Here is a 25,317-nt window from a genome sequence, read left to right as displayed (position 1 = left end):
AGGCTTGAGGGGTCGACCCTCTTTCCCCTATTTGTCCCCACCCGTCCTTTCACCTTTTCCACAAACACGGTCGATTGCAGGACCGGAAAGGACGGAGCATCCTCACCCATCCGGTTCCATGCCGGCAAAAGATCAAACAATCTTCAGGATTCAGGTGAGGCCATGACTTTCGATTATTCCGCCATTCTCAGTTCCCGCGCCGCCGCAGCGGCCTCGCCTTGGAAAGGCTATCCGCCCTATCACTTCGTCGGCGGCAATATCGACGAACCCACGGTCCCGTCCGAAGCGCTGGCCGAAGCGGTGAAGAAGGTCCTTCTTGCCGAAGGGCATGACATGGCGAAATACGGCATGGAAAGTGGGCCGCAAGGCTATCTGCCGCTGCGCCAGTTTATCTGCGACAACCTGAAACGCTGCGCGGCGATGAAGGTCTCACCCGATGAGGTGTTGGTCACGACGGGGTCCCTGCAGGCGATGGATCTGGTTAACGCGGCGCTGTTGGAACCGGGCGACGTTGTCGTTTTGGAAGGGGCGAACTATGGCGGCGCGCTCTCCCGCTTGCGGAAGCTGGGCGTCGATTTCGTTGGGGTCGACCTGGACGAGGGCGGCATGCGGATGGACAGCCTGCGCGACACGATGGAGGCGCTCAAGGCGGACGGCCGCAAGCCGAAGATGATCTATACCATCCCCACGGTCCAGAACCCGACCGGCACGGTGATGAGCACGGAACGCCGGTTGGAGATGTTGGAGATCGCGCGCGACTACGACGTGCCGATATTCGAGGACGATTGCTATGCGGATCTGATCTGGGAAGGCGAACGCCCGCCCGCCATCTACTCGCTGGATACGGATGGGCGCGTGATCTATTGCGCCACCTTCTCAAAGACCATCGCGCCGGCCCTGCGGGTCGGTTACATCGTGGCGCCCTGGACGGTCTTGAAGCATATCATGCCGTTGAAAACGGATGGCGGCAGCGGCGCGTTGGAACAGATGGTGCTGGCCGAATACCTGCCGTCGAATTTCGAACGGCATGTGAATGGATTGCTTCCGATGCTGAAGGAAAAGGCCGAGGCCATGACCCAGTCGCTGGACGAGCATTTCGGCGCCTCGGCGGATTACATCAAGCCGATCGGTGGGATCTATATCTGGGTCACCTTGCCCGACATGGTCGATACACGGAAATTGTCGGCGGCCGCCGCGGCGGCAGGCGTCGCGCTGAACCCCGGCCCGGAATGGAGTGTCGACGGGGAAGCGAACAAACACCGCATGCGCCTGTGCTTCGGCCATCCGAGCGTCGAGAATATCAAGGAAGGCATCGCCAAACTGGCCGATGTCTGCCACCGCGAATTCGGCGTGCCGCTGCGCAGCGGGAACGTCCACCGGGGGTGACGTGAGGCGGTCGGCGTTCCGGCTTTATAGTCCTGCTGCTGTTCCTTGTTGTCGTTGCCAGTCCATGCAACGATCGGTGCATGTCTCGTATTTTTGAGCACATCACCACCGGCATCTATACGGTCATTCTCCTTGTACTACTGGGCGGGGCTGCCTTGCTGGTCATGGGCGGCATCCTGATGATCCCTTTGGCGTTCCCTTTAATGACTGTGGGGGGAGTGTTCGTGGTGGTCATATGGTTTGGCAGTGCATGGCTGAGCAAGAAACGAAAAAAAAGTAAGCTCCGGCATACATTGAAGCGGGAATGCGGGGAGCGGGGGTGACGCGATAACGCCAGTTTGGCGTGGTCAGCCGGAAAAGTGTCAGGGTTCGTTCCGCAACCGAGTGTCCGAGGGCAATCTCTCCTTGAGAAAGTCGTGCAGGGCGAGGATGCCCGGTTCCCGGTCCTTGCTGACAAAGCCCTGCTCGAAAATGCCTGCGGCGAGACTTTTCTGAACGTGCTCCGCCGCGGCGATGTCTTCGGCGGTCACGGTCCGGGTCAGGGCGATTTCCGCGTCGATGCCGTCTTCCCGTTCCACATCCTTGAATCGGTAGAACTGATACTGCACCGCGCAGCTTGTTTCCGTCAGCGGGGAAATTTGTTCGACGCTGAACCCGTCGGTGAAGAAGTTTATCGCCGTGACCGGATACAAGAAGGCCCAGTATCCGCCATAGGTGCCCTTGGCGGGCTTGGCGCTGTGTTCCGCCCAGGCGGGCCCGCAATCGACGCGATAGGTTTCCCCCTGAATGTCGTTTGAAAGCCCATGATGAAGGCTTTGGATGTGATAAGCCTCCAGCCAGTTTTCCGCATAGAGTTTCCAATTACATTCCGCCGGGAAGATCTCTGTCGCCACCAGGCTTGCCGTCGCCAACCGGGTTGTCAGTGCAGCCGGCACCGGCGGCGGCGCGCCATCCGCTTCAAGGTTCAGACAGGCCATGATCAAACCGTCATGACAGTCGATCCGCAGCCGGTGGGCGGAAGGGGCGGCGCAATGGATGTCCCGCCGCTCTCGGCCGAAACCGACCGGTTCGATCAATCGCCCGTCACCCTGGAAAGTCCAGCCGTGATAGCGGCATTGCAGCAGCCGTGTGTTGCTTTGCCCCGGCCAGGCCAAGGGCCCGCCGCGATGGGGGCAGACGTTCAGGAAGGCCGAAAGGTCGCCGTCGTCTTCCCGTCGCAGAAGCACGGGGCATCCCAGAATGTCGAAGGCGAAATTGTCGCCGGGTTCCGGCACGGCGCCCTCATGGGCGAGGACAACCCATTGCCGGCGCAGGAATCGCAGCTCCCGCAAATGGCCGTCCCGTCCGGGCAGATATTGGGAGGGGGGCTGGGTCCGCGCAACGGTCATCGAAACATCCTTCGCTATCCGGGAACGATTTCCGTCTTAAGGGGAAAGTGGCGCCAGGGTCGACCCTTTACGATATGTTGTCTATAAAAAAGTAAGTTTTGGTAGTGATTGATCTAGGCGGATTCACCCCCCGCTATGCGTCGACCCGCAGCCAGGTCATCATGCCGCCGGCGCTGTGCTCCACCATATGACAATGGAAAAGCCAATCGCCCGGATTGTCGGCGACGAAAGCGATCTCCGCACTTTCTCCCTGCCCGACCAGCAACGTGTCACGCAGCGGACCGATATCGGCACCGACCATCTGCCTGAAATGATGGCCATGCAGATGCATCGCGTGCGGCCAGGCGGTATCGTTCTTCATCGCAATGCGGACCGTTTCCCCACGCGTCAACGTGATCCAGGGGGTGTCGGGCATGTCGGCGCGACCGTTGAGGGCCCAAACCTTGCCGGCCCCGGCCAGGTCCCGCATGGCCATGAAGCCTCCACCCATCATCGCGCCCTGCATCCGGCCCATTGCACCGCCTTCCATTTGCAAACCTTCTCGCCGCGCGCTGGACAGATCGCCCAGGGCGGGCACCGGATTGGCAGGCAGCGGTTGTGGATCGGCAAGGGATTGGTCGCGGGCCACCCCTGTGACAGGGAAGCCGGTGATGGCGAACCGTTCTTCGCCGTCGCGGGTCTGTTCGTGTGAGGTGAGGAAGGCTTCCTCGCCCTCCCCCGCCGTGATGTCGACGATCAGGTCGGCGCGTTGCGCCGGGCCAAGCGATAGCCGTTCCACCGGTTGGGGCGCGTCCAGGGGCTGGCCGTCCAAGGCGACGGTCCAGGCTTTCATCCCCTCCAGCGAGAGGTAGAATATCCGCGCGTTCGCGGCATTGATCAGGCGCAGGCGGAACCGCTCAAACCGTTTCGCGGGCAGCCGCGATTCTCCCTTGCCGTTGACCGTGATCCAATTGCCGATCCGTCCGGCATGGGACCAGTCATGCATCGCGCCGAAACTGTCTTCATGGATCTGTGCATCCTCGGTCAGCCGCCAATCGTCGAGGATCAAGACCTCATCCCGGTCGACATCGGGCGGGTCGGCTTCCTCCACGATCAACGGGCCGTACAGGCCGCGCGCCAACTGTTCCCAGGTTCGATTATGCGGATGATACCAATAGGTCCCGGCATCGGGCAGCGTGAAATCGTAGTCGAATGTACCGCCGACGGGCACGGCCTCCTGCGTCACACCGGGCACGCCGTCCATCGCATTGTCGATCCGCACGCCATGCCAATGCACCGTCGACGGTTGCGGCAGGTCATTGACGAAGCGGCGAGTCAACCGTTCGCCCTGGCCGACGCGGATGACCGGGCCGGGAACCCGGTCGCCATAGGACCAGACCCGTGTTTCCGGATAATCGCCGGGCGCCAGGCGCGCCAAGCCTTCGCCGGCCCGCAGAATGGGGCTCGCCGCCTGCGCCGCCGAAAACCCGGCCGCGTTCCCGAAACCCGCTGCAAGCGCGATGGCCGCGCCGCCCTGTAAAACTCTTCGCCGTGTAAAGGCCACGTTCATCTTCCCGGTTGTTATATAAGCAAGATAGGGTTTCCGGTAACGGGAAGGTCAAGGCCCCCTAAAGAAGGCCCCGAAAGAAGGCCCCATAAAGAAGGCCCCATAAAGAAGGCCCGGAAAATCCGACCTGTCGCCGAGATGTAACAAACCCGCGTTTGCGCGCGATGCCGTTGTTGCGCTAAATGTCGGTCGGTGCCGCCGCGCACCCAAGGAAAACAGCATTGAGAATAGCGTCTCCAGGGAGGGGACGGGCGTTTATCGCCTCATCCCGATCCAGGCCAGGAACAACGGTTCTTCTGGAGACACTTTATGGATATGCCTGTCGGGTTACTTGCCGGGAAAACAGGTCTTGTGGTTGGGGTCGCCAATGACAAGTCGATCGCGGCGGGATGCGCCAAGGCTTTCAGCGCCGCGGGCGCCAACCTTGCCCTCACCTATCTGAACGAAAAAGCCAAACCGCATGTGGAACCGGTGGCCAACGCCGTCGGCGCTGATCTGCTGATGCCCTTGGATGTTGAGCAGGACGGGCAGATGGAAACCCTGTTCGCCGCTATCGAGGAACGCTGGGGCCGGTTGGACTTCCTGCTTCATTCCATCGCCTTCAGCCCGAAGGATGACCTCCATGGCCGCGTGGTCGACAGTTCACGGGAAGGCTTCGGCCGCGCCATGGATGTTTCCGTCCACAGCTTCGTGCGGATGGCGCGCCTTGCCGAACCCTTGATGAAACAGGGTGGCTGCATGCTGACGGTCAGCTATTACGGCGCCGAAAAGGTCGTCGATCACTACAACATCATGGGCCCGGTGAAATCGGCCCTGGAATCGACAATGCGGTATATGTCTTCGGAACTCGGCCCCGCCGGGATTCGTGTGAACGCCTTGTCCCCCGGTCCCATCGAAACACGGGCCGCGTCGGGTATCGCCGATTTCGACACGCTTATCGAACAGGCAAAGACCCGCGCGCCGGAACGCAAATTGGCCACGATCGAGGATGTCGGGGCGCTGGCGACCTGTCTGGTTTCCGACTATGCCCGGTCGGTCACCGGGAATGTCGCCTATGTGGATGGCGGCTATCACGTCATGTCTTGAGAACCGGCTTCAGTCGCCTTTCTGAACCTCCTTCAGCAAGGCGCCCGCCGGAACCGCACAGGCACACATGCCGGCCAGGGCAATCAGGGTCCAGGCCGGTCCCGCCGCGTCCGCAAGGCTGCCCAAGCCGCCGCCCAGCAACAGGACCAGACCGATCAGGCTGTTGCTTAAGGCGGTATAGCGGGCCCGGTTTTCATCGCCCGCCATGTCGGTCAGATGCAGCTTCCGGCCGGCCCTGACGCCTTCATGGGTGATCTGGGCAAAGAAAATGGCGCCGGCCGAGGCGGCCATACCGTAGAAACCCGATCCGAATATCCCCGCATTCATCAAATCGGCCAGGCCGGTTGCCGCGAAGGTGAGCGATCCCAACGCACCGGCGGTGATCAGTGTCTTCCGGCTGCTGCTGTCCGACAGCCGTCCCCAGAAATAGGCGGAGACGATTGAGGCGGCGCCGGATGCCAAGACCAACGGACCGAGATGGCCGAGCCGGTTCTCCTCCGTGGCCGCGCTGAGCATGACGATGAAGGGCGGCGCGAGTGCCGTAGCGGTCAAGAGGGAGCGCGCCAGGACAAATCGCCGAAGCTGGGCATCGTCGAAGAAGGGGGCAACGAAGGCGGAAAAAACGCGGCTCTCTGCCTTTTCCGGGGTATCGGCCCGTTCCCGCAATGCGCTGAAGATAAGCGCACCGGTGAACCATGCGGCACCGGCGACGGCAACCGCCCCGGCGATGTTGGCCACCGTGAGCGGAATGATCCCGAAGGCCAGTATAATGCCGAAACCGAGAATGCCGAGGGAGGCCACGCTACCCGCGATGCCCGTTATCGACCCGCGCCGGGTCTTTGGAATCGTGCGGGCAAGCGCGTCCTTTTGGCTGATCGAGCAGGAGGCTCGGCCCAGCGACAGAACGGCGAGGCAGCCGACAATTGCCCAGCCCGCCTTGTTTCCGTCGAGGAAAAAGGCGGTGGCGGCAATCCCAAACGCGGCCGCGCCTTGTACAAGCGAACCAGCCACCCAGAACCATTTTCGCCGCGCGCTCGCCTCGACCCAGCGGGCCAGAACCAGTTGCGGCAACAGGGCGCCCGCCTCCCGGACCGGGACCAGCAAGCCGATCAACGCGCCGGGCGCGCCGACCGACTGAAGAAGCCAGGCCAGAACGAGCTTCGGGTTGATCAACCCGTCGGCAATCTTGGTCAGGGACAGGGACGTCACATGGATGGCGCCGTTCAACGGTTCGGCCCTGTCCTTGGGCGCACCGTTTCTGCCGGCCCCTGTAACGGCGTCGTACAGTTTTTCTATCAAGTCGCGGAACCCGGTTGGTCTTATTCTTGTTGCCGAATATCCCAACAGTGCGGCAATTGTGCAAAAGAATTACCTAATGGGCCGCGAATGTCGGCCAGGCAAATATGCGGTGCTGGTTATCATTTCGAACTGTTCAGTATAAAATAAGACTGTGCAGCGCTGAATTGGGGAATATCGACTTCGGTTCCGAGAACAGCCGAACCGAGTCTCTGGTGTTCACATATGGAACAAGTCTTCAACAACCGTTCATAATGTTCCCCGTAAATCCAAGGGTTTGTTGGGTGATCGGCATTTCCACCGCCCGAAACCTGGATTAGTTTGCATTTGAAGTTTTTTGCTTCTGGGGGTGCGTCGGTCGAACGGCCAGCTGTTTTGGCAGGGAGTAATATTAGGCATGGAATGTCGTAAGGAAAACAAGGATGGGGTGATCGTTCTCGTCGTGGACGGAGCGATCGACCATGAAACAGCCGCCGCGTTCGAACAGGCGGTGATGCCATCCTTGGACGAGGCCGAAGCCGCCGGGACAGGACTGGTCTTCGACATGTCGGGTGTTGATTACATGAGTAGTGTCGGTCTTCGTGTTCTGATGCTTGCCGCGAAGGCCGCGAAGCAGAAGTCGATCAGCGTCGTGGTTGCCGGATTGCAGGCGACATTGGCGGAGATTTTCCAGATCAGCCGCTTCGATAAGATCTTCACGATTTACGATACCGCCGATGCGGCCGTAGCGGGCGTCCGGGGGTAGTCCCACAGCCCGCCGTCAAGCGTCGGGAAACAAGACCAGGAAGGGGCGGCTGCATGCAGGTGAAGTTTTGGGGAACGCGCGGGTCGCTTCCCGTGGCGATGAAGGCGGACAAGGTCCGGGGTAAGATCGTCCAGGCGCTGCAGGCCGCCCGTGGAAAAAACCTGGATGACGACCAGGCGATCGCCGATTTTGTCGATAACGAGCTCGATTTCTCTGTCGCCGGAACCTATGGCGGCGCGTCGTCCTGCGTCGAAATCGACTTTGGGAATGATGAATTCGTGCTTTGCGACATGGGGTCGGGCTTACGTGAATTCGGCTTCGATTCACTGCGGCGCATCAATGAAGGGGGAAAGAAGGGGGCCTATTCCTTCTTCATGTCCCATCCCCATTGGGACCACATTATGGGGTTCCCGTTTTTCGCCCCGGCTTTCATGCCCACGAACAATCTTAAAATCGTCGGCGGGCACGATATCGAATTCGCGCTGCGGCGGCAGCAGGACAATCCGTCCTTCCCCGTTCCCTTGGACTGGATGGGCGCGCCGCGGGAATTTCAGGTCATGAAGGATGGAGAGGTGCTGGATACCGGCGCCTTCACGGTCAAAATCCGCAAGCAGCCGCATCACGGCGATTCCTATGGTTACCGGTTTGAAAAGGGTGGCAAGACCGTGGTCTACACCACCGATGCGGAACACAAGCTGGACGACCTTGACGATTTCGACGCGCATATCGAATTCATGCGGGGCGCGGACCTCGTCATCTTCGATACGATGTATTCCATGGCTGACGCCATTTCGGTGAAAGAAGACTGGGGCCATTCCAGCAACATCGTCGCGGTCGACATGTGCCATCAGGCCGGCGTCAAGCATCTGGCCATGTTCCATCACGAACCGGTCTTCGACGATGCGATGATCCTTCAGAACCATACGGAAACAATCCGATACGAGGAACTCGTCCGCCCGGGCGATGATGTGTTACGTATATCCTGTGCCTATGATGGTTTGGTCATCGACGTTTAACCGGGATTATCCAAACACGTGACAAATGACGATAAGTCTGGCTCCGGCGGTGCTTCCGGCAAGAACCGGGGGGAGGATCTTGTCGGCGATGGTGACGAGACCGTCGGTTGGTCCAACGCCGGACCCATCCGTACGATCATAACCGGCAAGGGGCGCCCGCTCTCGGTCTTCCTGTTGCTCGTCGCCTTGGTTGTCCTCCTCGGGACTGGGGACCTTTTGACGCCTTGGCGGAATATGGGTTTCGACATCCAGCAGCGGCTGCACCCCCGGCAAGCGGAAAACCTGCCGGTCATGATTGTGGAAATCGACGAAAAGGCGCTGCAGGCCTATGGGCAATGGCCCTGGCCGCGGACCATGGTCGCGAACCTGATCCAGGCGATAACCTTTCGTGGCGCGCTGGTCGTAGGCCTCGATTTGCTGTTTCCTGAACCGGACCGGCTGTCGCTTAATCAGATCGCGGAAGATCGTGACGATCTATCCGACGAAGTCCGGAACATTCTGCGCACAGTGCGCAGCAATGACGAGATTTTGGCCGGCGTTGTCGGTCGCGTCCCTGTCGTTCTGGGCCGCGCCGCGCTTACGGGTGATGAGGCCGAAGTGTGGAAAAAGGCATCCAAACCGATGCCGCCGACGGATCTTCAGGACCCTTCGCTGCTGAACGTTCTGCCGAAGGCGGATGCGGTCGTGACAAACCTTCCGGTGCTGGAAGGAAATGCCATCGGTCTGGGCGTATTGAATGGGGAACCGGACTCCGACGGCATCGTCCGACGGGTGCCGCTGGCGATGAATATCGATGGCGAACCCCATGCCGGTATGATTCTCGAAGTCCTGCGTGTCGGCCTCGGCTCACCCGATCTGATGTTCCTGGGTCAGGAAGGGCGTGTGTCCGGCGTGCGGATCGGGCCAACGGATTTTCCGACCGATCCTGACGCCCGGGTGACCCCCTATTTCACGGAATCGCTTGATGCGCGTTTTGTCTCCGCCGCCGATGTGTTGAGCGGCCGGGTCGATTCCATTTTGTTCAAGAACCGGCTCGTCTTGGTCGGTGTGACCGGGATCGGCGTGGTCGATAAGCGCGCGACGCCGGTATCCCCCCTGGTTCATGGCGTTGAGATCCAGGCCCAGGTTTTGGAGAATTTGTTATATGGCACGCGATTGATCCGGCCGGCTTGGGCAATTTGGGCGGAAGCGGCCTTGATGCTGGTTCTTGGCGGGTTGGTGATCTGGTTGATGCCGATCGTCAAACCATGGATACCGGTCGCTTTGTTCGTTGTCGTCGGCGGTGCCGCCGCTGTGGCGTCGCATCTGGCTTTTCGTTTCGGACAACTACAGTTGGACCCGATCCTGCCCAGCGTTCTTTCGACCGTGATTCTGCTGTCGATGCTTGGTGTCATGATTGCCGAAATCGACCGCCGCCGGCGCACCCTGCGCGCCACGCTTCAGACCGAACGGATCGGCGCGGCGCGTATTGCCGGTGAATTGCAGGCGGCGCGGGATATCCAGATGGGAATCCTGCCGGATGTCTCCGCCCTGCCGGGCGTGCCGGCCGGCATCGATATCGCCGCTTTCCTGGAATCCGCGAAAGAAGTGGGCGGTGATCTGTACGATGCTTTCATGGTCGACGAAAAACGGCTTTTCTTTCTGGTCGGCGACGTGACGGGGAAAGGGGTGCCCGCCTCTCTCTTCATGGCGCTGAGCAAGGCGATGAGCAAAAGCGCAGCCCTGCGCGGACCGGGCGTGGCCATGAACGCGATCATCGAAATGGCGAATGACGAAATCTCGCGGGAAAATCCGGCCGACCTGTTCGTTACCATGTTCGCCGGGGTGATCGATGGTGAGACAGGGCATGTCGAGTTCTGCAATGCCGGCCATGAAGACCCGCATATCGTCTCAGCCGACGGCACGGTTCGGGTTTTGGAATGCGATGGCGGCCCGCCGCTTTGTGTCTTCGAAGGGTTTCCCTATCCGAAGGAAACCTTAACCCTGGCGCCCGGTGAAACGTTGGTCATTACGACAGACGGCGTGACCGAAGCGCGCAACACGACCGGCGGGTTCTATGGGCACGACCGATTGGAAGTCGGGCTGGGGCGAATGGTGGGGGAGGCCGACTTGAACGCCGGCCTTGGCACCCTGGTCCGCGATGTTCGGACTTTCGAGGATGGCGCCGACCCCACCGATGATCTGACCTTGATGGCGATCCGTTTCAAAGGCGCCTGAACGCCCTGTTTATTCCCTAACGAACCGTGACTTCCACCCGTCTGTTGCGTGGTTCTTCCACCTCATCCTCGGTCTCTATCAGCAAGGCCCGTTCGCCGCGGCCAACGGAAATGACATCCCCCGGGGGCACCCCCATGCCGATAAGCAGGTCGCGGACGCGCGCCGCGCGCTGTAGCGACAGAATATCGTTGTCGGCTGCTTTGCCCACCGCGTCCGTATGTCCGGTGACCTGCACTTCCGCGCCGGGCCGTTCCGCGACATCGGCCAGTAGCTTCTTCATTTCTGGGGCAGACCGCTGCATGAGATTGGTCGTGCCTTCCTCGAAATACAGGACGTAGATCGCGGGTTCCGCCGGCAGGGTCCGGATAAGATCGCCGTAGTTCGTTTCCACCTCTTCCGCGCTGGCCGTCCGGGTAGAGACAGCATCGCCGCGAACACTGCCGACCTGGTAGGGTTCATTGATCAGGGCGATGGATTCGCCGTCTTCGGACAGGACCGCAACGGTGCCGGAGCTGCCGCCATCCGCGCCCGGCAGCAACGTGACCGTATCCCGCGCGCAGGCCGCGAGCATCAGGAAGACAGAAAGCGCAACGCCTCTCAAAACCGTGTTGGCACCAATGCTCATTGGTTCGCCTCGACCACGAATTCCGTGCCACGGACGCCCAGAATGGATGACGGCGTGCGGACCTTCATCGCGTCAGGGGTTTTCTTTGCGATTTGCCCGGAAATGATGGCGACCGACCCTTTCTGCAATCGTGTATCGAACTGACCTTCCAGCGTTGTGGCGTTGAAACGGAAGTGGGACAGTTCGATACGGCTGTTCGGTCCGGCGCTGAAGCGGCTGTTGTCGACGAATGTCACACCCAGTTTCCCGTCATTCCCAGTCACCAGGGTGTCCGATTCGTGCAGCGCAAGGCCGGGCTCCGCCGCAATCGTTTCACCGTTCCGTTCGATGGACGCGGCCCCGCTGGCGCTTTTTACCCGACCGATATCTGCAAAGGCGGTGCCGATTGTAGCGATGGACAGTGCAGGGAGGAGGATAAGGAAAAACAGAGCTCTTAGGCACGACATAGAATGTCACCTTCCGAAGTTTGAGTTTTATTTTGCCCCAAATTCGGTTGGCACGATGACAGCCGAACTTTTTCCCGGAAACATACTACCGTAATCCGAATGAAGGATCGACTCCTGAAATGTCTCTAGGCAAACTCAGCCTCATGGGTACGGATGATAAAGTGGTGATTCCAGAAAATTTGCGGTTGCCTTTCAATAGGGCGTCGCTTTCGGAAATCCGTGTCGCGCTGAACAGACTTCAGGCGCGGCTGGGATTCTCGGACGGATGCGGGCTTGCCCTGCGGCTGGTACTGGAGGAGCTGGTTACCAACAGTATCATGCACGGCTGGGGGAAAGGGGCTCATGACGATCCGGAAACCGGGATTCACGTTGATTTCCATATCGATGACGGTGTCCTGCATTTCCGCTATGTCGATCATGGTTCACCGTTCGATCCGCGCAGCGACCTGCCGAGCGACAGCCGGGATGAGCACTTGGACGATCGACCGGACGGGCAACTGGGTTGGCCCTTGATCCTGCACTACTGCGACCTCCTCCACTATGCCCGGGAAGAAGGGCAGAATCGCATGCATCTGCGGCTGCGCGAGAAAGTTCTGAACAGGGATTGATCCTGGCCCGGTGGCACGACGGTGGCGTCCTATTCAGCCGGTTCGCGGGCGTCCAGAGCACGCTGCAGGATGCCGGGAAACGCGGCCAACAGGGCATCTGTATCTTCGGGACCACCGACGCTGATCCGGATGAAATTTTCAAACCCCGGATAAGCAATCGCCTGGGTCCAGATATCCGCCTCGGCGCGCAGGGCCGAAACAACGGTCGGGCTGGCGCAGGGCAGTTCTGCGGCGATGAAATTCGTCGCCGAGTCGAGGACACGGCACCAAAGCGCGGTCAGCGCCCCGGCCATCCGTTCCCGTTCCCGTTTGTTGTTTTCCAGGATCATCGCCGTATGGCCCGGATCCGTCAGTGCGGCGGCCGCACCGGCCTGGCTCAGTCGGTTGACGTTGAAGCCGATCCTGACCTGGTCGAAGGCCGTTCGGACCTCTTCCGATCCGCACAAGGCATAACCGAGACGCAAACCGGCGAGAGCATAGGCTTTGGAAAAAGTCCGTAATACGATCCAGGGTCCGGACCGGTCCCGCAGGGCGGGCAGGTGATCGCCGCCGCCTTCGAACCGGCCGAATTCGTAATAGGCTTCGTCCAGCACCAGCAGGGCATGGTCCGGAATTTCCCGGGCCAGCCGGGTGAACTCCGCCGTTTGCATCAAGGTGCCGGTCGGGTTCATCGGCGTGGTCACGAAGACGAGCTTCGTGCGGGGCGTGATCGCGGCCAATGTGGCGTCGATATCGATTCCGCCGTCGTGGCGCACCGGCACTTGGATCAGCGTCGCGCCTTGCGCGGCGGCGGATTTCGGATAGTTGGCAAAGCAGGGCCCGGGGGCGACGGCTTCATCGCCGGGGCCCAAAACGAGTTGACCTGTCATCATCAGCAATTCATCGCTGCCATTGGCGCAAATGATCCTGTCTTGCGGCCAATCCCATTCCGTCGCGATGGCATGCGTCAGATCCGACCAGACCGCGTCGGGATAGTGGTTCAACCTGCCGGCGGCTTCCGCGATGGCCTGCGTCACCGCGGGTGACGGCGGGAAGGGGCATTCGTTGAAATGCAGTCTATGAACCGACCTGTCCCCGAAATCGACCGGCAGGGGCGGGATTTTGGGACGGGATGTCAGGAAAGGTTTCAGCGGCGAGGCCATGACGTCGACATCCTTTACACTTACCAGGGAAAAGCCCAATGCGCGGGCGGACGGCCTGCAATCGGCGAAGCCATGTGCCCGACCTGATCGCCAAGCAAGCAACCGAACCAGAGCTGTCGTAAATCCTGTCCGCCGAAGCATAGGCTGGACACGCTTCGCAGCACGCGGCTTTTGATGCCGTCCATATGCGGTCGGTCCATTTCGCCGGCTTGATAGGCTTCCTCGACCCAGGCCAGATGGTCCGGGTCGAAATCCTCCAACAGAATTTCGTAGGCGCCGGAAGGCGCCAGGCGGATCACCCGGTTCGATACGATGGAGGTGATCCACATATGCCCTTCCGCGTCGAAGGCCAGACCATCGGGAAAGATCCCAGGCCCGTATTCGACGACGACTTCCTTGGGGCCGAGACTGCCGTCATCCGCTACCGGGAACCGGCTGGTCCGGCGCACGAAGGTCTCGTTGACGTACAGCCAGCGCCCGTCGTCGGACAACGCGACCTCGTTCGTGAAACCGATGCCGTCGGCGACGATCCGCGCGCCCTTCGCATCGGCCAGGATGATGAAGCCGTCATCCACGTCGGGCCGGTAGCCCAGCGACCGGGGCTCCCGCCTTGTGCTGATCGTGATCCAAACCCGCCCCAGGTCGTCGAGCAGGACGAAGTTGCTGGCGGGCAGTGTCTGCCGATCCGCTTCCAGCAGATAGGGGCGCAAATTGCCGTCACGGGACAGCCGCCAGATGCCGCCGTCGTCGCTGATATTGGCGATCAGGAAATCGCCGTTTTCAAGCAGCGCGAATCCGTTCGGCTTGAAGTCGATTCCAAGGGTTTCAGCGGGGCCGTCCGCCAGGATTCGTTCCTGCCCGCCATCCGGCCGCAACCAAGTGACGCCCCCGTTCCAATCGGACGTGTAAAGACTGCCCGACGCTGTCGCCAGGACGCATTCCGGGCGGTACAGGTCCCGTCCCGTGAAGGCGATATCGTCCAGTCGAAATTGATCGGCCAGGCCCCCCGGCGCGGTCCCCGCCGTTGGCCCGTTCGTGGCTTCCGTCATGATCCCTCCCCGCTTGGAAACGGGTTTGTTCCCGCTGAACGCTGGTCAGTGCAAGTATGCGCGGGGTATACGGGGATGGGAAGCCATCCCTGGCGGGGGAGCGGTGTTTATCCATAAAGCAAAGAATTTTGGGAGCGAGACGCATGACGACGAACCAGCGCTTTAACGTCGCTGTTTTACCCGGCGACGGGATCGGACTGGAGGTCATGGAACCCGCGGTCGAGGTTCTGAAAGCCGTTCAGGCGAAGCTGGGTGGGTTCGAGTTGAGCTTCTCGGACCACGAATGCGGCGCGGGCCTGTACAAAAAAACAGGCGACGCTCTGCCGCAGGACCTTGTGGAGAAGATCGGCGCGGCCGACGCGATGTTGGTGGGCGCGATGGGCTTGCCCGATGTCCGTTATCCCGATGGGCGCGAGATCACGCCGCAAGTCGACCTGCGTGAGATTTTCGGTCTGTATGGCGGGGTGCGCCCGGCTAAGGCGCTGAAGGGCGTTCCGCCTGTACTGGCCGATCCGCGCGCTGCGGATATCGATTTCGTACTGATCCGTGAATCGACCGAGGGGCTTTTCGTCGGTCGCAAGAAGGCGGAGCGGATCGGCAACGAGATCGCGCGCGACACGATGGAAATCACGCGCAACACCAGCGAGAAACTGTTCCATTTCAGCTACCAGCTTGCGCAGCAGCGCAAGGCAAAGGGCAAGCCCGGCCGGCTAACCTGTGTCGACAAGGCGAACGTGCTGGGATCGACGGCCTTCTTCCGGCAGATCTTCGATGAAGTCGGTGAGCAGTATCCCGATATCGAACGCGACTATGGCTATATCGACGCGGTCGCGATGAATTTCGTCAAGAAACCCTGGACCTATGACGTGCTGGTGACCGAGAACATGTTCGGCGACATCCTGTCAGATCTTGCCGCCGGGCTGATCGGGGGCCTGGGTTTCGCGCCCTCGGCCGATATCGGCGATCGGCAGGCGGTTTTCCAACCTTGCCACGGCACCGCGCCCGATATCATGGGCCAGGGCAAGGCCAACCCCACGGCGACGATCCTCAGTGCCGCCATGATGTTGGACTGGCTGGGCGAGACACATGACTTGCAGGCCTGTCGTGATGGCGCCGCCCTGATCGACAATGCGGTTGCGGATGCCTTCGCCACCGGCGGCTTGAAGAGTTTCGAACTAGGTGGTGAAGCCGGCACCCGCGCCATCGCCGATGCCATCCTGGAGCGGATTGCCTAGGAAAGGAAAAGCTGACGTCATGCTGCGCGTCGCCGTCATAGGGGCCGGCTTTTTCGCCCGTTTTCATTATGAGGCCTGGGCCCGGCTGGCCGATGTCGAGTTGGTCGGCGCCTGCGACCTGGACCTGTCGAAAGCGCAATCGGCGGCCGCTGAATTCGGCGGGCAGGCCTGGGACGACCCGGCGGCGATGATCGCCGCGTTGAAACCGGACCTGATCGATGTCGCGACCCCGCCCGCGACCCATCTGGCAATGGTAACGCTTGCATCAAGCGCCGGCACAGCCTGTATCTGTCAAAAGCCCCTGGCGCCCACCCTGGAGGAATCGCGGGAAATCGTCCGCGTGGCGAAGGAGGCGGGGATACCGCTTATCGTCCATGAAAATTTCCGGTTTCAACCCTGGTACCGCGAAATCAAACGCTGGATCGATGACGGCCGTCTCGGCGAGCCCTATCAAGCGACGTTCCGCTTGCGGCCGGGCGACGGCCAGGGACCGGAAGCCTATCTGTCCCGCCAGCCCTATTTCCAGGATATGGAGCGGTTTCTGATCCATGAAACCGGAATCCACCTGATCGATGTGTTCCGGTTCCTCTTCGGTGAAATCGAAGCGGTCTATGCGGATCTGCGGCGCCTCAACCCCGTCATCGCGGGCGAGGATGCGGGCCATGTTCTGTTTTCATGCCGGGGCGGCCTGCGCGCATTGTTCGATGGCAACCGGTTGAGCGGCCATGTCGCGGAAAACCCGCGCCTGACCATGGGTGAGTTGGCCGTCGAAGGGTCGGACGGCACGCTTTTCCTGAACGGCGACGGTGGCTTGTCCTTCCTGCCTTTGGGCGGGCAGATGCAGCCGGTCGACTATGCTTGGGAAAACCGCGGATTTGGCGGTGATTGCGTGGCCGCGCTTCAGGCCCATGTGACCGAGCATATGCTGCGCGGCGGGGTGTTGGAGAATACGGGCGCGGATTATCTTCGGAATATCGAAATCGAAGACGCCATTTACCAATCCGCCCGGGAAAGCCGCCGGATCGCCCTGGATTAGAGCGATTCCCGGCAAATGAACCGCCGCCACAACATTGCCATAATACCGCGCTAATTTCGCCCTATTGGCGGGCGATCCTTCCGGGGTTCGCAAACCCGACGATGGGAGGAACCCATGATCAAGTCCACTTCGGCGACCGTGGCCTTGTCGGCGTTAATCGTGGTCCTGTTCGTTCTGGTGTGCCGGTTTTTCGGCCATGCCCCATTCGGCATGCCCACGGAACTGGAGAATTCCGCCCCGCCGGCGATGATTTCCAGCCGGTTGTAGCGGCACGGGTGCCTCTAAATTCCGGGCACACGTTGAAATCCGCCGGCCGAAGCGTCACATTTCCCTATGTTGCAGGTGCCTGGCGCGGCAACGCTATATCCGCCTGTTGCGGATTATCCGCCTATTTAGGGGAGATCTAAGGCATGACCACGCGCATGTCGGTTTTTGGAAACCCGCTTCTGCTGGGTTTCGACGAGTTGGAGGCGACGCTGGACCGGGTCGCCAAGATGGCGAGCGATGGGTACCCACCCTACAATATCGAGCAGATTGGTGAGGACCGTTTGCGGATCGTGCTGGCGGTGGCAGGTTTCGCGCCCGAGCATTTGGCGATCGAGCGGGAGGGCGATCAATTAACCGTCGCCGGTCGTCATCCGCCCGAAGATACGGAACGTCAGTTCCTGCACCGGGGCATCGCGTCCCGACAGTTTCAACGCAGTTTCCTGCTTGCCGATGGTTTGCTGGTGGACGGTGCGTCGCTCGACAACGGCTTGTTGAGCATCGACCTGACCCGACCCCCGCGGGAAGAAGTGGTCCAGACCATCAAGATCGATACCGTCGGCTAAGCGCGGCGCCAAAAATCGGGGCGTATCACACCAGGGTCGGCTGAAGAGTGATCGGGCCGGTCAGGCCGCGACGTTGCTCGTGGAGTTTTCTGTCAGCAGGGAAAACAGGGCGTCGGCGTTGTCCGACCCGCGCAACTTCGCGCAGACGGTCTGGTCACGCAGCAGTCGCGACACCCGGGCCAGCGCCTTCAGGTGATCCGCGCCGGCGGATTCGGGCGCCAACAGCAGGAAAACCAGGTCGACCGGTTGTTCATCAACGGAATCGAAATCGATCGGCTTATCCAGACGGGCGAATACGCCGTACAGACCATCCAGTTCAGCAATCTTGCCATGAGGGATGGCGATGCCATTGCCGACACCTGTGGTGCCCAGGCGCTCGCGCTCCAACAAAGTGTCGAAAATACGCCGCTCTTCCAGGCCGGTGACGGCTTGGGCGCGTTTGGCGAGTTCCTGCAAGGCTTGTTTCTTGGACGTGACCGAAAGCTTCGGGACAACCGATTCGACCGTCAACAGATCACTGATTTCCATAGCGTAAAGACCCCGTAAAGGCTGCGCTTTTTCAAGCTTTGCGGCGTTCAGCCGCTTGGGCGCGTGGCGCCGAAATTGAAGTAATCAGGATTCGCCGGCAGCGGGGATTTGCGGATCCACCCAACCGATATTTCCGTCCTCGCGGACGTAAACCATGTTCAATCCGCCATGCTTCGAACTTCTGAACAGCATGGCCGTCGCCCCAGCCAGGTCGAGGCGCATGACAGCTTCACTAACAGACAAGGTTTCGATTTCCGCCGGCATTTCCGCGACGATGGCCGGCTGATCGCCGGTTTCGGCGGGCTCGACATCAGTATCGTCGGCTTCCGGGGAAATGACATATTGCTGCGCCTGCAGAACTTCCCGCTCCGCCGAAACGTGTTTGTGGTCTTTCAGGCGGCGTTTATAGCGGCGCAGGCGCTTGGAAACATGCTCGAGCGCCTCTTCGAAGGCGGCATAGGCGTCGGCGGCCTGGCCGACACCCTGAACGACAATGCGCTTGGAGATATGCACCTGGATATCGACCCGGAAGGTGTGCCCTTCACGGGATACGGTAACCGTGCCGTCACCCGGCTGGTCAAAATACTTCGCGACCGCTTCGCCCAAACCCTCTTCAATCCGGGCACGAAGCGCATCGCCAACGTCCAGTTTTTTACCGGTTACCGTGAGCTGCATTTGTCTCTCTTGTTGGTTTCAAGTTACGCCCGCTTGGGGGGCGTGTGAAGCCCCATTTTTTGCCGGGGCCAACTCGCGCGTCGGGTGCTTGTAAACCATCCCCTCCTGCTGCGGCGGCGGAACCTAGTGACGACGCAGTACAGTGTCAACCCGGTGTCTTCAACCCTTTGGAAATATGAGCGAATGCTGCGAAATGCGAGGATTTCTAAGGTGTTCGAAGGGGCTGCTTTACCGAAACAGCGACTCGATGGGGGCTTCGCTACAGGCTTCCGCGCTTCTGACGGCGCCGTTGTACCGAAGACGCGATCTTCATCGACTCGCGGTATTTGGCCACCGTGCGGCGGGCAATATCGATTCCTTCCTCGCGCAGGATTTCGACGATTCGATCGTCCGACAGGATCTTTGCCGGGTCTTCCGCGTCGATCAGGGCCTTGATGCGGTGGCGCACGGATTCCGCTGAATGCGCCTCGCCGCCGCCGGTTCCCGAGATGGAAGAGGTAAAAAAGTATTTCAGTTCGAACAGACCCCTGGGGGTCGAGATGTATTTGTTGCTGGTGACGCGGCTGACCGTGCTTTCATGCATCTCGATCGCTTCGGCGATGTCGCGCAGGACCAGCGGGCGCAGGAATCCGACACCATGGTCGAAGAAGCCCTGCTGCTGACGGACAATCTCGCTTGATACCTTGATGATGGTCGTTGCGCGCTGATGCAGGCTCTTCACCAGCCAGTTGGCGGATTGAAAGCGCTCGTTTACGTACTCGTTTTCCTGTTTGGTTTTGACGTCCTTGCTGACCGTCGCGAAATAGCTTTCGTTGACCAGCACGCGCGGCAGCGTCTCCGGGTTCAACTCCACTAGCCATTGATTGTCTTCCGACCGCCGCATCAGCACGTCGGGTGTGACGGGCTGGCTGACGAAATGTTCGAACAAGGTAGCCGGTTTCGGGTTCAACGCCCGGATTTCGGCTGCCATGTCGGCGATATCCTCTGCGTCGACGCCACAGGCCTTCATCAGCCCCTTGCCGTCGCGGGCCGCCAACAGATGCAGATTGTCCAGGAACCGCTGCATGGCGGGGTCCAGACGATCCTTTTCCCGCAGCTGTAGGGCAAGGCATTCCTTCAGGTCACGGGCGAATATTCCGGCCGGATCGAATCGCTGAAGCTGCTCCAGGACCCTTTCGGCATCGGCGATTTCGCAGCCGAGCATTTCCGTGACCTGTTCCAAACCACCGGACAACCAGCCGGAATCGTCGAGCATGTCGATCATCGCGGCGCCTATGATCCGGTCCTGTGTGTCGTGAATGTCGAGGGCCAGTTGATCCATCAGATGGTCGCGCAGCGAAATGTCGCTCGACAGGGTGGCTTCCAAGTCGCCATCGCCGCCGTCGAAGCCGCGCCCGCCGCCGGACGTTCCCTGCCAATATTGGCTTTCGCCCGACGCGCCGGGCCCGGCGATATCGCCGTCATATTGGTTGCTGTAATCTGCATCGAGGGGGGATGTCGCGTCCTCCGTCATGCCGGTCGGCTGCAACTGGTCCAGACTGTCGCCGCCGCCTTCGGACGGGCGCTCGGGTTTGTCCACCGGGTCTTCACGGGGTTCTTCGCCACGCAGCGGGTCGTTCTGCCCCTCGTCGCGTTCCAGCATCGGGTTTTGTTCCAGTTCCGCCTCGACGAAACTGGCGACTTCCATATTGCTCAATTGCAGCAGCTTGATGGCCTGCTGCAATTGCGGCGTCATGACCAGATTTTGGCTTTGACGGAGGTCTAATCGCGGGGTCATCGCCATGGCGAATGTATCCGCTTACAGGCTGAACCGGTCGCCGAGATAAACGCGGCGAACTTCCTGATTGGCCACGATTTCGGACGGCGACCCCTCCATGAGGACATTGCCATCATGCAGGATATAGGCGCGATCGACGATATCGAGCGTCTCGCGCACATTGTGGTCGGTGATCAATACGCCGATGCCACGATCTTTAAGATGGCTGACCAATTCGCGGATATCGCGAACGGCGATGGGATCGATCCCGGCCAGCGGCTCGTCCAGCAGAATGAAATTCGGTTGGCTGGCGAGCGCCCGGGCGATTTCAAGGCGCCGGCGTTCGCCGCCGGAAAGGGCGATGGCCGGGGTGCGCCGCAGATGGCTGATGGAAAACTCCGCCATCAGCGCTTCCAGGGTCGCTTCCCTGTGATTGCGGTTCTTTTCGGCCAGTTCCAGCACGGCGCGGATGTTCTGCTCGACGGTCAGGCCACGGAAGATCGACGCTTCCTGCGGCAGGTAACCGACGCCAAGCTTCGCGCGGCGGTACATGGGCAATTCGGTGATGTCTTGGCCGTCCAGGAAAATCTCGCCGTAATCGGCGGATATCAGGCCGGTCACGATGTAGAAACAGGTTGTCTTGCCGGCGCCGTTCGGCCCCAGAAGTCCGACCGCTTCGCCCCGTTGAACACGAAGAGACACGTCGCGGAGGACCGGGCGTTTCTTGAATTGCTTGCCCAGCGAACGGACCTCGAGACCCGCATTGTTGTGCACAACGCGTGGGGAGGGCTGTGAGGCAGGAAGGGGTTTGATTTCCGCCGTACCGGTTCGTTTGCCTTCGGTAGCCGTGTTGCCGGGTTCCGCACCGACCCGTCGGTCGCCGCGCATCCGGCGTTCCGCGGCTTCATTGCCGTCTTCGGTTCGCGGCAAATCCGGTGCGCGAGCCGAGGGGATGTCCCCCAAACCCTGGTTCGCATTCCCTTTCAGGGAAGACGGCTCTTTTTTGTCGTCGTCCATGTACCCGCTATTTCCAGCCCGACGATTACGGTTCCGCAGGCATTTCTCAAACACGATAAGGGCGCGTGGTGCGCACCGTTAAGAAGTAATACGGTCCGCGTAACCAATCAAGGTATGGTTTTTGCATGGTATTTGGACGTGGGCCGAACGCTGCGCCGCGCCGGCGCGAACAGGGCTTATTGTGTCGGCAGTATCAGGCCTTTGACCTTGCCGCTACCGCCCGTCATCCTTGAACGGCCGGTCGTCAGATCGACAACCGCGCAATCCCCGTTCAGTTGGTTCTCACCGCGCGTGATCTTCACATTGCCGCAGACCGTGGCGATCTGTTTCGGCACCTCATAGACACCTTCGTCGCCGCGGACGATCTCCGATTTGGTGGAAATCAGCACCCCGCCGAGGGCGTCGATCCGTTCCACTTCCTGCTTGCCGTTGGCGGCTTTCTTGATATGCGCGGTCAGGATATCCGCGACCAGGCGGTTCTCATTCTCGACCACCGTGGCATCGCCGCGCGCCACGGCCAGTTGCTTCGCGTCCCAGTATTCAAGCGAGTCCTTTGCCGTGATCACGGCGCGCTCGTTGATCAGTTTCAAGTTGTTCCCGACCAGGACGGCCACCTTGTCGTCCAAGTGGTAGACCGCCTTGTCGCCGACGGCCTTTGTCCCTTCCGAAGTGACGACCACGGCCCCATCGGCATCCAGGCGATAGATTGCTTGTTTCTGGCCGCCTTCGCCGCCCCGGTAATGGGCGGTCAGGGTATCGGCGCGCACCGCGACGCCACCACGGGTCGCTGTCGCATTACCGCGGGCGATATACTGTTGCTGATCGCGCAGCCATTCGATGCCGTCCTCAGCCAGGATTTCGATCGGCGAACCTTCCTGGTTATCGGTGTTCAGCAGGCCTTGCGCCGCGACTTGTATTGGCGCAAGCGCCAGAAAGCCGGACAACAGGGCGGCCGCAACAGATCTGAAAATGACCGGCGCAGAGACCGCGATCGAAAACCTCGCCGTTGGTGCCATTTTTCTCATTTCTTGTCTTGCCCCAATCTGCGTGGACATATCGTCCGACCCTACTGATCCGCGTCCGGATAGATCAACACCCGTGACTTACCAGTCAACAAAACCCTGGCGCCGCGATCGAACACTTCAAACCCATCGGCATCAAACTGCCCGAACGGGCCCTGCCCTTCCACATGCTCATTCCCGGCCGCGTGACCGTCGGCGATGTCCAGTTGAGCGGATTCGGTCCTGATCTCATAGCCGAGGTCGTGGAAGAAGTTCACATTTCCCGTCAAATTCAGAACCTGTTCTTCGCGGTTGAACTCGCCGGTCAGCGCCGTAATGGCGGCCCAGCTTTGATCGGCCATCATGATATCGGCTTTCGGGCCGTCCAGGTTTACAAAGTTTGCATCCAAGTTTTCCTGCCGGACCTTGTCGGCCGTGACGGTATAGGGCTGGTCTTTATCGTCGACGCCCTGATAGCGCGCGTTGGACAGTTGCATCGAATCTCCGGAATTGCCGTCGATATCCAAAAGCTTCATGCCCGGAAGCGTCGTCTGGTCGGACAGGCGCGGCCAGGCGATCAACAGGGCGATCAGCATCAACGCGACGGTCGGCAGCACGACCTTGAGGAATTGGACCATGCGGCCATAGGTCCGGTCGATCCGCGTACTGCGCGTGCCGAGCGGGATATTCTGGCGCTGGCGGCCGGTTTGGGGCGTTTTGTCGGCGGCGGCCATGGTTCGGGTGTGCCTCTTGCCGCGGGTCAAACGATGCCGGCGCGCAGCACGTCGTGCAGGTGCAGGATGCCGACCGGCTTCAATTCTTCCAGCACAAAGACCGCGCCGATTTTCTTGGCGTTCATGTCACCCAGAACTTCCATCGCCAGGGCTTCCGGGCGGGTCGACACCGGGTTTCGGGTCATCAGCGCGGTGACCGGCTCACCCAGCACGGATTCCGACATGTGGCGGCTCAAATCGCCGTCGGTGACGACGCCGACCAGCGCGCCATGCGAATCCAAAACACCGACGCAACCGAACCGCTTACGTGTCATCTCCACGACAACGTCGGTCATGGTCGCGGTTTCCGGCACCAGGGGGACTTCTTCGCCCTGATGCATGATATCGCGTATCCGCAGCAACTGCCGGCCAAGCTTCCCGCCCGGATGAAGGATCTGAAAATCCGACGCGGTGAAACCCTTCCGGTTTAGCAGCGCGACCGCAAGCGCGTCGCCCAGGGCAAGGCTCATCGTGGTCGATGTCGTTGGCGCCAATCCCATCGTATCCGCTTCCGGAACGGGGGGAAGGATCATGCCGACGGTGGCGAAAGTATCCAAGGTGCTGTTTGCGCGCGACGTGATCGCAATCAGGGGGATGGAGAAGCGGCGGCAATGTTGCAGCAGGTCACTCAGCTCCGAGGTCTCGCCGCTGTTCGACAGGGCGACGACCGCGTCCGCCTCCGTGATCATGCCCAAATCGCCGTGGCTCGCTTCGCCCGGATGGACGTATTGGCTGGGCGTTCCTGTGGACGCGAAAGTCGCTGCGATCTTCCGGCCGATATGGCCGCTCTTTCCCATGCCTGTCACGACGACGCGGCCCGAAACGTCGGCCAGGATATCCAAGGCTTGTGAGAAGCGCCCATCCAGGGATTGGGCCAGGGCTTCAAGACCATCGGCTTCCAGGCCCAGGACTTTCCGCGCAACGGCGAGGTCGTCGGGAACCCGATCTGGATCCGTGGCGTCCGGCTGCTGGGCAGCCGGGGCGACTCCGTTGGCTGTGGACTGCATGTTCATGTCACCCAAACTATATAGGCCAAACTTCAGGGCAAGGTTCCGATGCTCATACTATGCCCGGGGCGCCACTGGGGAAACCAGTGTCCGGATATCGGGTCAGGCGGTGTCAGCTATGCGAAAAGATATCGTTTTCCTGCCAGCCGCCCAAGTCGAGATCCGCCCGTGTCGGCAGGAAATCGCAGCACGCCTTGGCCAGTTCAACCCGCCCTTCGCGTTCCAGCATGACATCCAATTTTTCTTTCAGCTGGTGAAGATACAGCACATCGGCCGCCGCGTAGGACAGTTGCTCAGGCGACAGTTCCGCCGCAGCCCAATCCGACGATTGCTGCTGCTTGGAAAGATCGATGCCCAAAAGTTCTTTGCAGAGCCCGGCCAGACCGTGCCTATCCGTATATGTCCGCACCAGCTTCGAAGCGATTTTCGTGCAATAAACCGGCGCCATGGTGATACCCATGTTGCGTTTGACGACACCGATGTCGAACCGCGCGTATTGCAGGATTTTCGTTACCGACGGATCGCTCAGGACACGGCGCAAATTTGGCGCGTCATAGTTCCTGTCGGGAAATTGGACCAGATGGCTTACCCCGTCGCCCGACGAAAGTTGGACCACGCATAGCCGGTCGCGTTGAAGGTTCAGACCCTGGGTTTCCGTGTCGACAGCGACAAGCGGCCCCAGGTCCAGGCCGTCAGGCAGATCGCCCTGATAAAGATGAATGCTCACGTATACTCAACCCTCGTGTGAACGCCTGCGGTAAGACCGTCTCGTGTGAACCGCTTTCGACCCTTTTGACCGGGTGTTTTACGGATGCGCTTGCACAAGTCCCTACAGCAATGTCTTCGAAACGACAATCTTAATGGCCGGGCTTTGCCTTCTCATCCGGTCCGTGTGTGTTTTCAAACCGT

Annotated in this window: 26 protein-coding genes; 11 read left to right on the top strand and 15 right to left on the bottom strand. The window is 60.5% G+C overall.

Annotated elements, in window-relative coordinates:
- The first annotated feature begins 162 nt into the window (after window positions 1-162).
- Both EOI86_RS12090 and EOI86_RS12085 read left to right on the top strand, forming a co-directional pair.
- A complete protein-coding gene (locus EOI86_RS12090) occupies window positions 163-1,386 on the top strand; it encodes an aminotransferase-like domain-containing protein (RefSeq protein ID WP_127765461.1) in 1,224 nt (407 codons plus the stop codon).
- An 80-nt stretch (window positions 1,387-1,466) separates the two neighbouring features.
- Window positions 1,467-1,709 (top strand): hypothetical protein, encoded by a 243-nt coding sequence (locus tag EOI86_RS12085; protein ID WP_127765460.1) that lies wholly within the window; start codon window positions 1,467-1,469, stop codon window positions 1,707-1,709.
- A 39-nt stretch (window positions 1,710-1,748) separates the two neighbouring features.
- Here EOI86_RS12085 and EOI86_RS12080 read toward each other — a convergent pair whose 3' ends face one another.
- Complete coding sequence (locus tag EOI86_RS12080; protein WP_127765459.1) at window positions 1,749-2,774, bottom strand: aromatic ring-hydroxylating oxygenase subunit alpha; 1,026 nt, start codon at window positions 2,772-2,774, stop codon at window positions 1,749-1,751.
- A gap of 133 nt (window positions 2,775-2,907) precedes the next feature.
- Window positions 2,908-4,317: a multicopper oxidase family protein gene (locus EOI86_RS12075; protein ID WP_205032184.1), complete on the bottom strand. Its 1,410-nt coding sequence runs from the start codon at window positions 4,315-4,317 to the stop codon at window positions 2,908-2,910.
- A gap of 312 nt (window positions 4,318-4,629) precedes the next feature.
- Here EOI86_RS12075 and fabI point away from each other — a divergent pair, with 312 nt between their 5' ends.
- A complete protein-coding gene (gene fabI, locus EOI86_RS12070; protein ID WP_127765457.1) occupies window positions 4,630-5,406 on the top strand; it encodes an enoyl-ACP reductase FabI in 777 nt (258 codons plus the stop codon).
- Window positions 5,407-5,415: 9 nt separating this feature from the next.
- Here the strand turns inward: fabI and EOI86_RS12065 are convergent, their stop codons facing one another.
- Window positions 5,416-6,705: an MFS transporter gene (locus EOI86_RS12065; RefSeq protein WP_193555786.1), complete on the bottom strand. Its 1,290-nt coding sequence runs from the start codon at window positions 6,703-6,705 to the stop codon at window positions 5,416-5,418.
- A gap of 394 nt (window positions 6,706-7,099) precedes the next feature.
- Between EOI86_RS12065 and EOI86_RS12060 the strand changes: the two genes are divergently transcribed.
- From EOI86_RS12060 to EOI86_RS12050, 3 genes are read left to right on the top strand one after another with little or no spacing between them, the layout of a single operon-like run.
- A complete protein-coding gene (locus tag EOI86_RS12060) occupies window positions 7,100-7,447 on the top strand; it encodes an STAS domain-containing protein (protein ID WP_127765456.1) in 348 nt (115 codons plus the stop codon).
- A gap of 53 nt (window positions 7,448-7,500) precedes the next feature.
- Window positions 7,501-8,463, top strand: coding sequence for an MBL fold metallo-hydrolase (locus EOI86_RS12055; RefSeq protein ID WP_127765455.1), 963 nt, complete (start codon window positions 7,501-7,503; stop codon window positions 8,461-8,463).
- Between the two features lie 18 nt (window positions 8,464-8,481).
- The gene (locus EOI86_RS12050; RefSeq protein ID WP_127765454.1) at window positions 8,482-10,680 is read left to right on the top strand and encodes a CHASE2 domain-containing protein; all 2,199 of its coding nucleotides are present in this window, start codon (window positions 8,482-8,484) and stop codon (window positions 10,678-10,680) included.
- A 16-nt stretch (window positions 10,681-10,696) separates the two neighbouring features.
- Here the strand turns inward: EOI86_RS12050 and EOI86_RS12045 are convergent, their stop codons facing one another.
- Window positions 10,697-11,305, bottom strand: a complete 609-nt coding sequence (locus EOI86_RS12045; protein ID WP_127765453.1) for an OmpA family protein — start codon at window positions 11,303-11,305, stop codon at window positions 10,697-10,699.
- On the bottom strand, window positions 11,302-11,751 hold the full coding sequence (locus EOI86_RS12040) for a FecR family protein (RefSeq protein WP_127765452.1): 450 nt from the start codon (window positions 11,749-11,751) through the stop codon (window positions 11,302-11,304). Before EOI86_RS12040 ends, EOI86_RS12045 begins: the two co-directional genes overlap by 4 nt.
- Window positions 11,752-11,894: 143 nt before the next feature.
- Between EOI86_RS12040 and EOI86_RS12035 the strand changes: the two genes are divergently transcribed.
- Window positions 11,895-12,359 (top strand): ATP-binding protein, encoded by a 465-nt coding sequence (locus EOI86_RS12035; RefSeq protein WP_161973809.1) that lies wholly within the window; start codon window positions 11,895-11,897, stop codon window positions 12,357-12,359.
- Window positions 12,360-12,388: 29 nt separating this feature from the next.
- On the opposite strand, the gene EOI86_RS12030 is transcribed toward EOI86_RS12035, so the two are convergent.
- Entirely contained in the window at window positions 12,389-13,501 is a 1,113-nt protein-coding gene (locus EOI86_RS12030; protein ID WP_161973808.1) for a pyridoxal phosphate-dependent aminotransferase, read from the bottom strand.
- 20 nt (window positions 13,502-13,521) lie between these two features.
- Window positions 13,522-14,550, bottom strand: a complete 1,029-nt coding sequence (locus EOI86_RS12025; protein ID WP_127765449.1) for an SMP-30/gluconolactonase/LRE family protein — start codon at window positions 14,548-14,550, stop codon at window positions 13,522-13,524.
- Between the two features lie 143 nt (window positions 14,551-14,693).
- Here EOI86_RS12025 and EOI86_RS12020 point away from each other — a divergent pair, with 143 nt between their 5' ends.
- The 4 genes from EOI86_RS12020 (at window position 14,694) to EOI86_RS12010 (ending at window position 17,651) form a co-directional block, all read left to right on the top strand.
- Window positions 14,694-15,785, top strand: coding sequence for an isocitrate/isopropylmalate dehydrogenase family protein (locus EOI86_RS12020; protein WP_127765448.1), 1,092 nt, complete (start codon window positions 14,694-14,696; stop codon window positions 15,783-15,785).
- A 19-nt stretch (window positions 15,786-15,804) separates the two neighbouring features.
- Window positions 15,805-16,821 carry a Gfo/Idh/MocA family protein gene (locus EOI86_RS12015; protein ID WP_127765447.1) on the top strand — a complete coding sequence of 339 codons (1,017 nt, stop codon included), beginning with the start codon at window positions 15,805-15,807 and terminating at the stop codon, window positions 16,819-16,821.
- Between the two features lie 114 nt (window positions 16,822-16,935).
- Window positions 16,936-17,088: a hypothetical protein gene (locus EOI86_RS24480; protein ID WP_153811693.1), complete on the top strand. Its 153-nt coding sequence runs from the start codon at window positions 16,936-16,938 to the stop codon at window positions 17,086-17,088.
- A 143-nt stretch (window positions 17,089-17,231) separates the two neighbouring features.
- Window positions 17,232-17,651: an Hsp20 family protein gene (locus EOI86_RS12010; RefSeq protein ID WP_127765446.1), complete on the top strand. Its 420-nt coding sequence runs from the start codon at window positions 17,232-17,234 to the stop codon at window positions 17,649-17,651.
- A 60-nt stretch (window positions 17,652-17,711) separates the two neighbouring features.
- Here the strand turns inward: EOI86_RS12010 and ptsN are convergent, their stop codons facing one another.
- The 8 genes from ptsN to EOI86_RS11970 form a co-directional block, all read right to left on the bottom strand.
- Entirely contained in the window at window positions 17,712-18,179 is a 468-nt protein-coding gene (gene ptsN, locus EOI86_RS12005; RefSeq protein ID WP_127765445.1) for a PTS IIA-like nitrogen regulatory protein PtsN, read from the bottom strand.
- A gap of 84 nt (window positions 18,180-18,263) precedes the next feature.
- A complete protein-coding gene (hpf, locus tag EOI86_RS12000) occupies window positions 18,264-18,854 on the bottom strand; it encodes a ribosome hibernation-promoting factor, HPF/YfiA family (RefSeq protein WP_127765444.1) in 591 nt (196 codons plus the stop codon).
- A 259-nt stretch (window positions 18,855-19,113) separates the two neighbouring features.
- On the bottom strand, window positions 19,114-20,637 hold the full coding sequence (rpoN, locus tag EOI86_RS11995; RefSeq protein ID WP_127765443.1) for an RNA polymerase factor sigma-54: 1,524 nt from the start codon (window positions 20,635-20,637) through the stop codon (window positions 19,114-19,116).
- Between the two features lie 15 nt (window positions 20,638-20,652).
- Window positions 20,653-21,498 (bottom strand): LPS export ABC transporter ATP-binding protein, encoded by an 846-nt coding sequence (gene lptB / locus EOI86_RS11990; RefSeq protein WP_127766368.1) that lies wholly within the window; start codon window positions 21,496-21,498, stop codon window positions 20,653-20,655.
- Window positions 21,499-21,803: 305 nt separating this feature from the next.
- The gene (locus tag EOI86_RS11985) at window positions 21,804-22,643 is read right to left on the bottom strand and encodes an LptA/OstA family protein (RefSeq protein WP_161973807.1); all 840 of its coding nucleotides are present in this window, start codon (window positions 22,641-22,643) and stop codon (window positions 21,804-21,806) included.
- A gap of 50 nt (window positions 22,644-22,693) precedes the next feature.
- Window positions 22,694-23,362, bottom strand: a complete 669-nt coding sequence (gene lptC, locus EOI86_RS11980; RefSeq protein ID WP_127765441.1) for an LPS export ABC transporter periplasmic protein LptC — start codon at window positions 23,360-23,362, stop codon at window positions 22,694-22,696.
- Between the two features lie 26 nt (window positions 23,363-23,388).
- Window positions 23,389-24,408 carry a KpsF/GutQ family sugar-phosphate isomerase gene (locus EOI86_RS11975; protein ID WP_127765440.1) on the bottom strand — a complete coding sequence of 340 codons (1,020 nt, stop codon included), beginning with the start codon at window positions 24,406-24,408 and terminating at the stop codon, window positions 23,389-23,391.
- Window positions 24,409-24,520: 112 nt separating this feature from the next.
- Window positions 24,521-25,135: a ribonuclease D gene (locus EOI86_RS11970; RefSeq protein ID WP_127765439.1), complete on the bottom strand. Its 615-nt coding sequence runs from the start codon at window positions 25,133-25,135 to the stop codon at window positions 24,521-24,523.
- Window positions 25,136-25,317: the final 182 nt, after the last annotated feature.

The organism is Hwanghaeella grinnelliae, assembly GCF_004005845.1.
Lineage (GTDB): Bacteria > Pseudomonadota > Alphaproteobacteria > UBA8366 > Aestuariispiraceae > Hwanghaeella > Hwanghaeella grinnelliae.
This window is presented reverse-complemented; position numbering and strand designations above follow the sequence as displayed.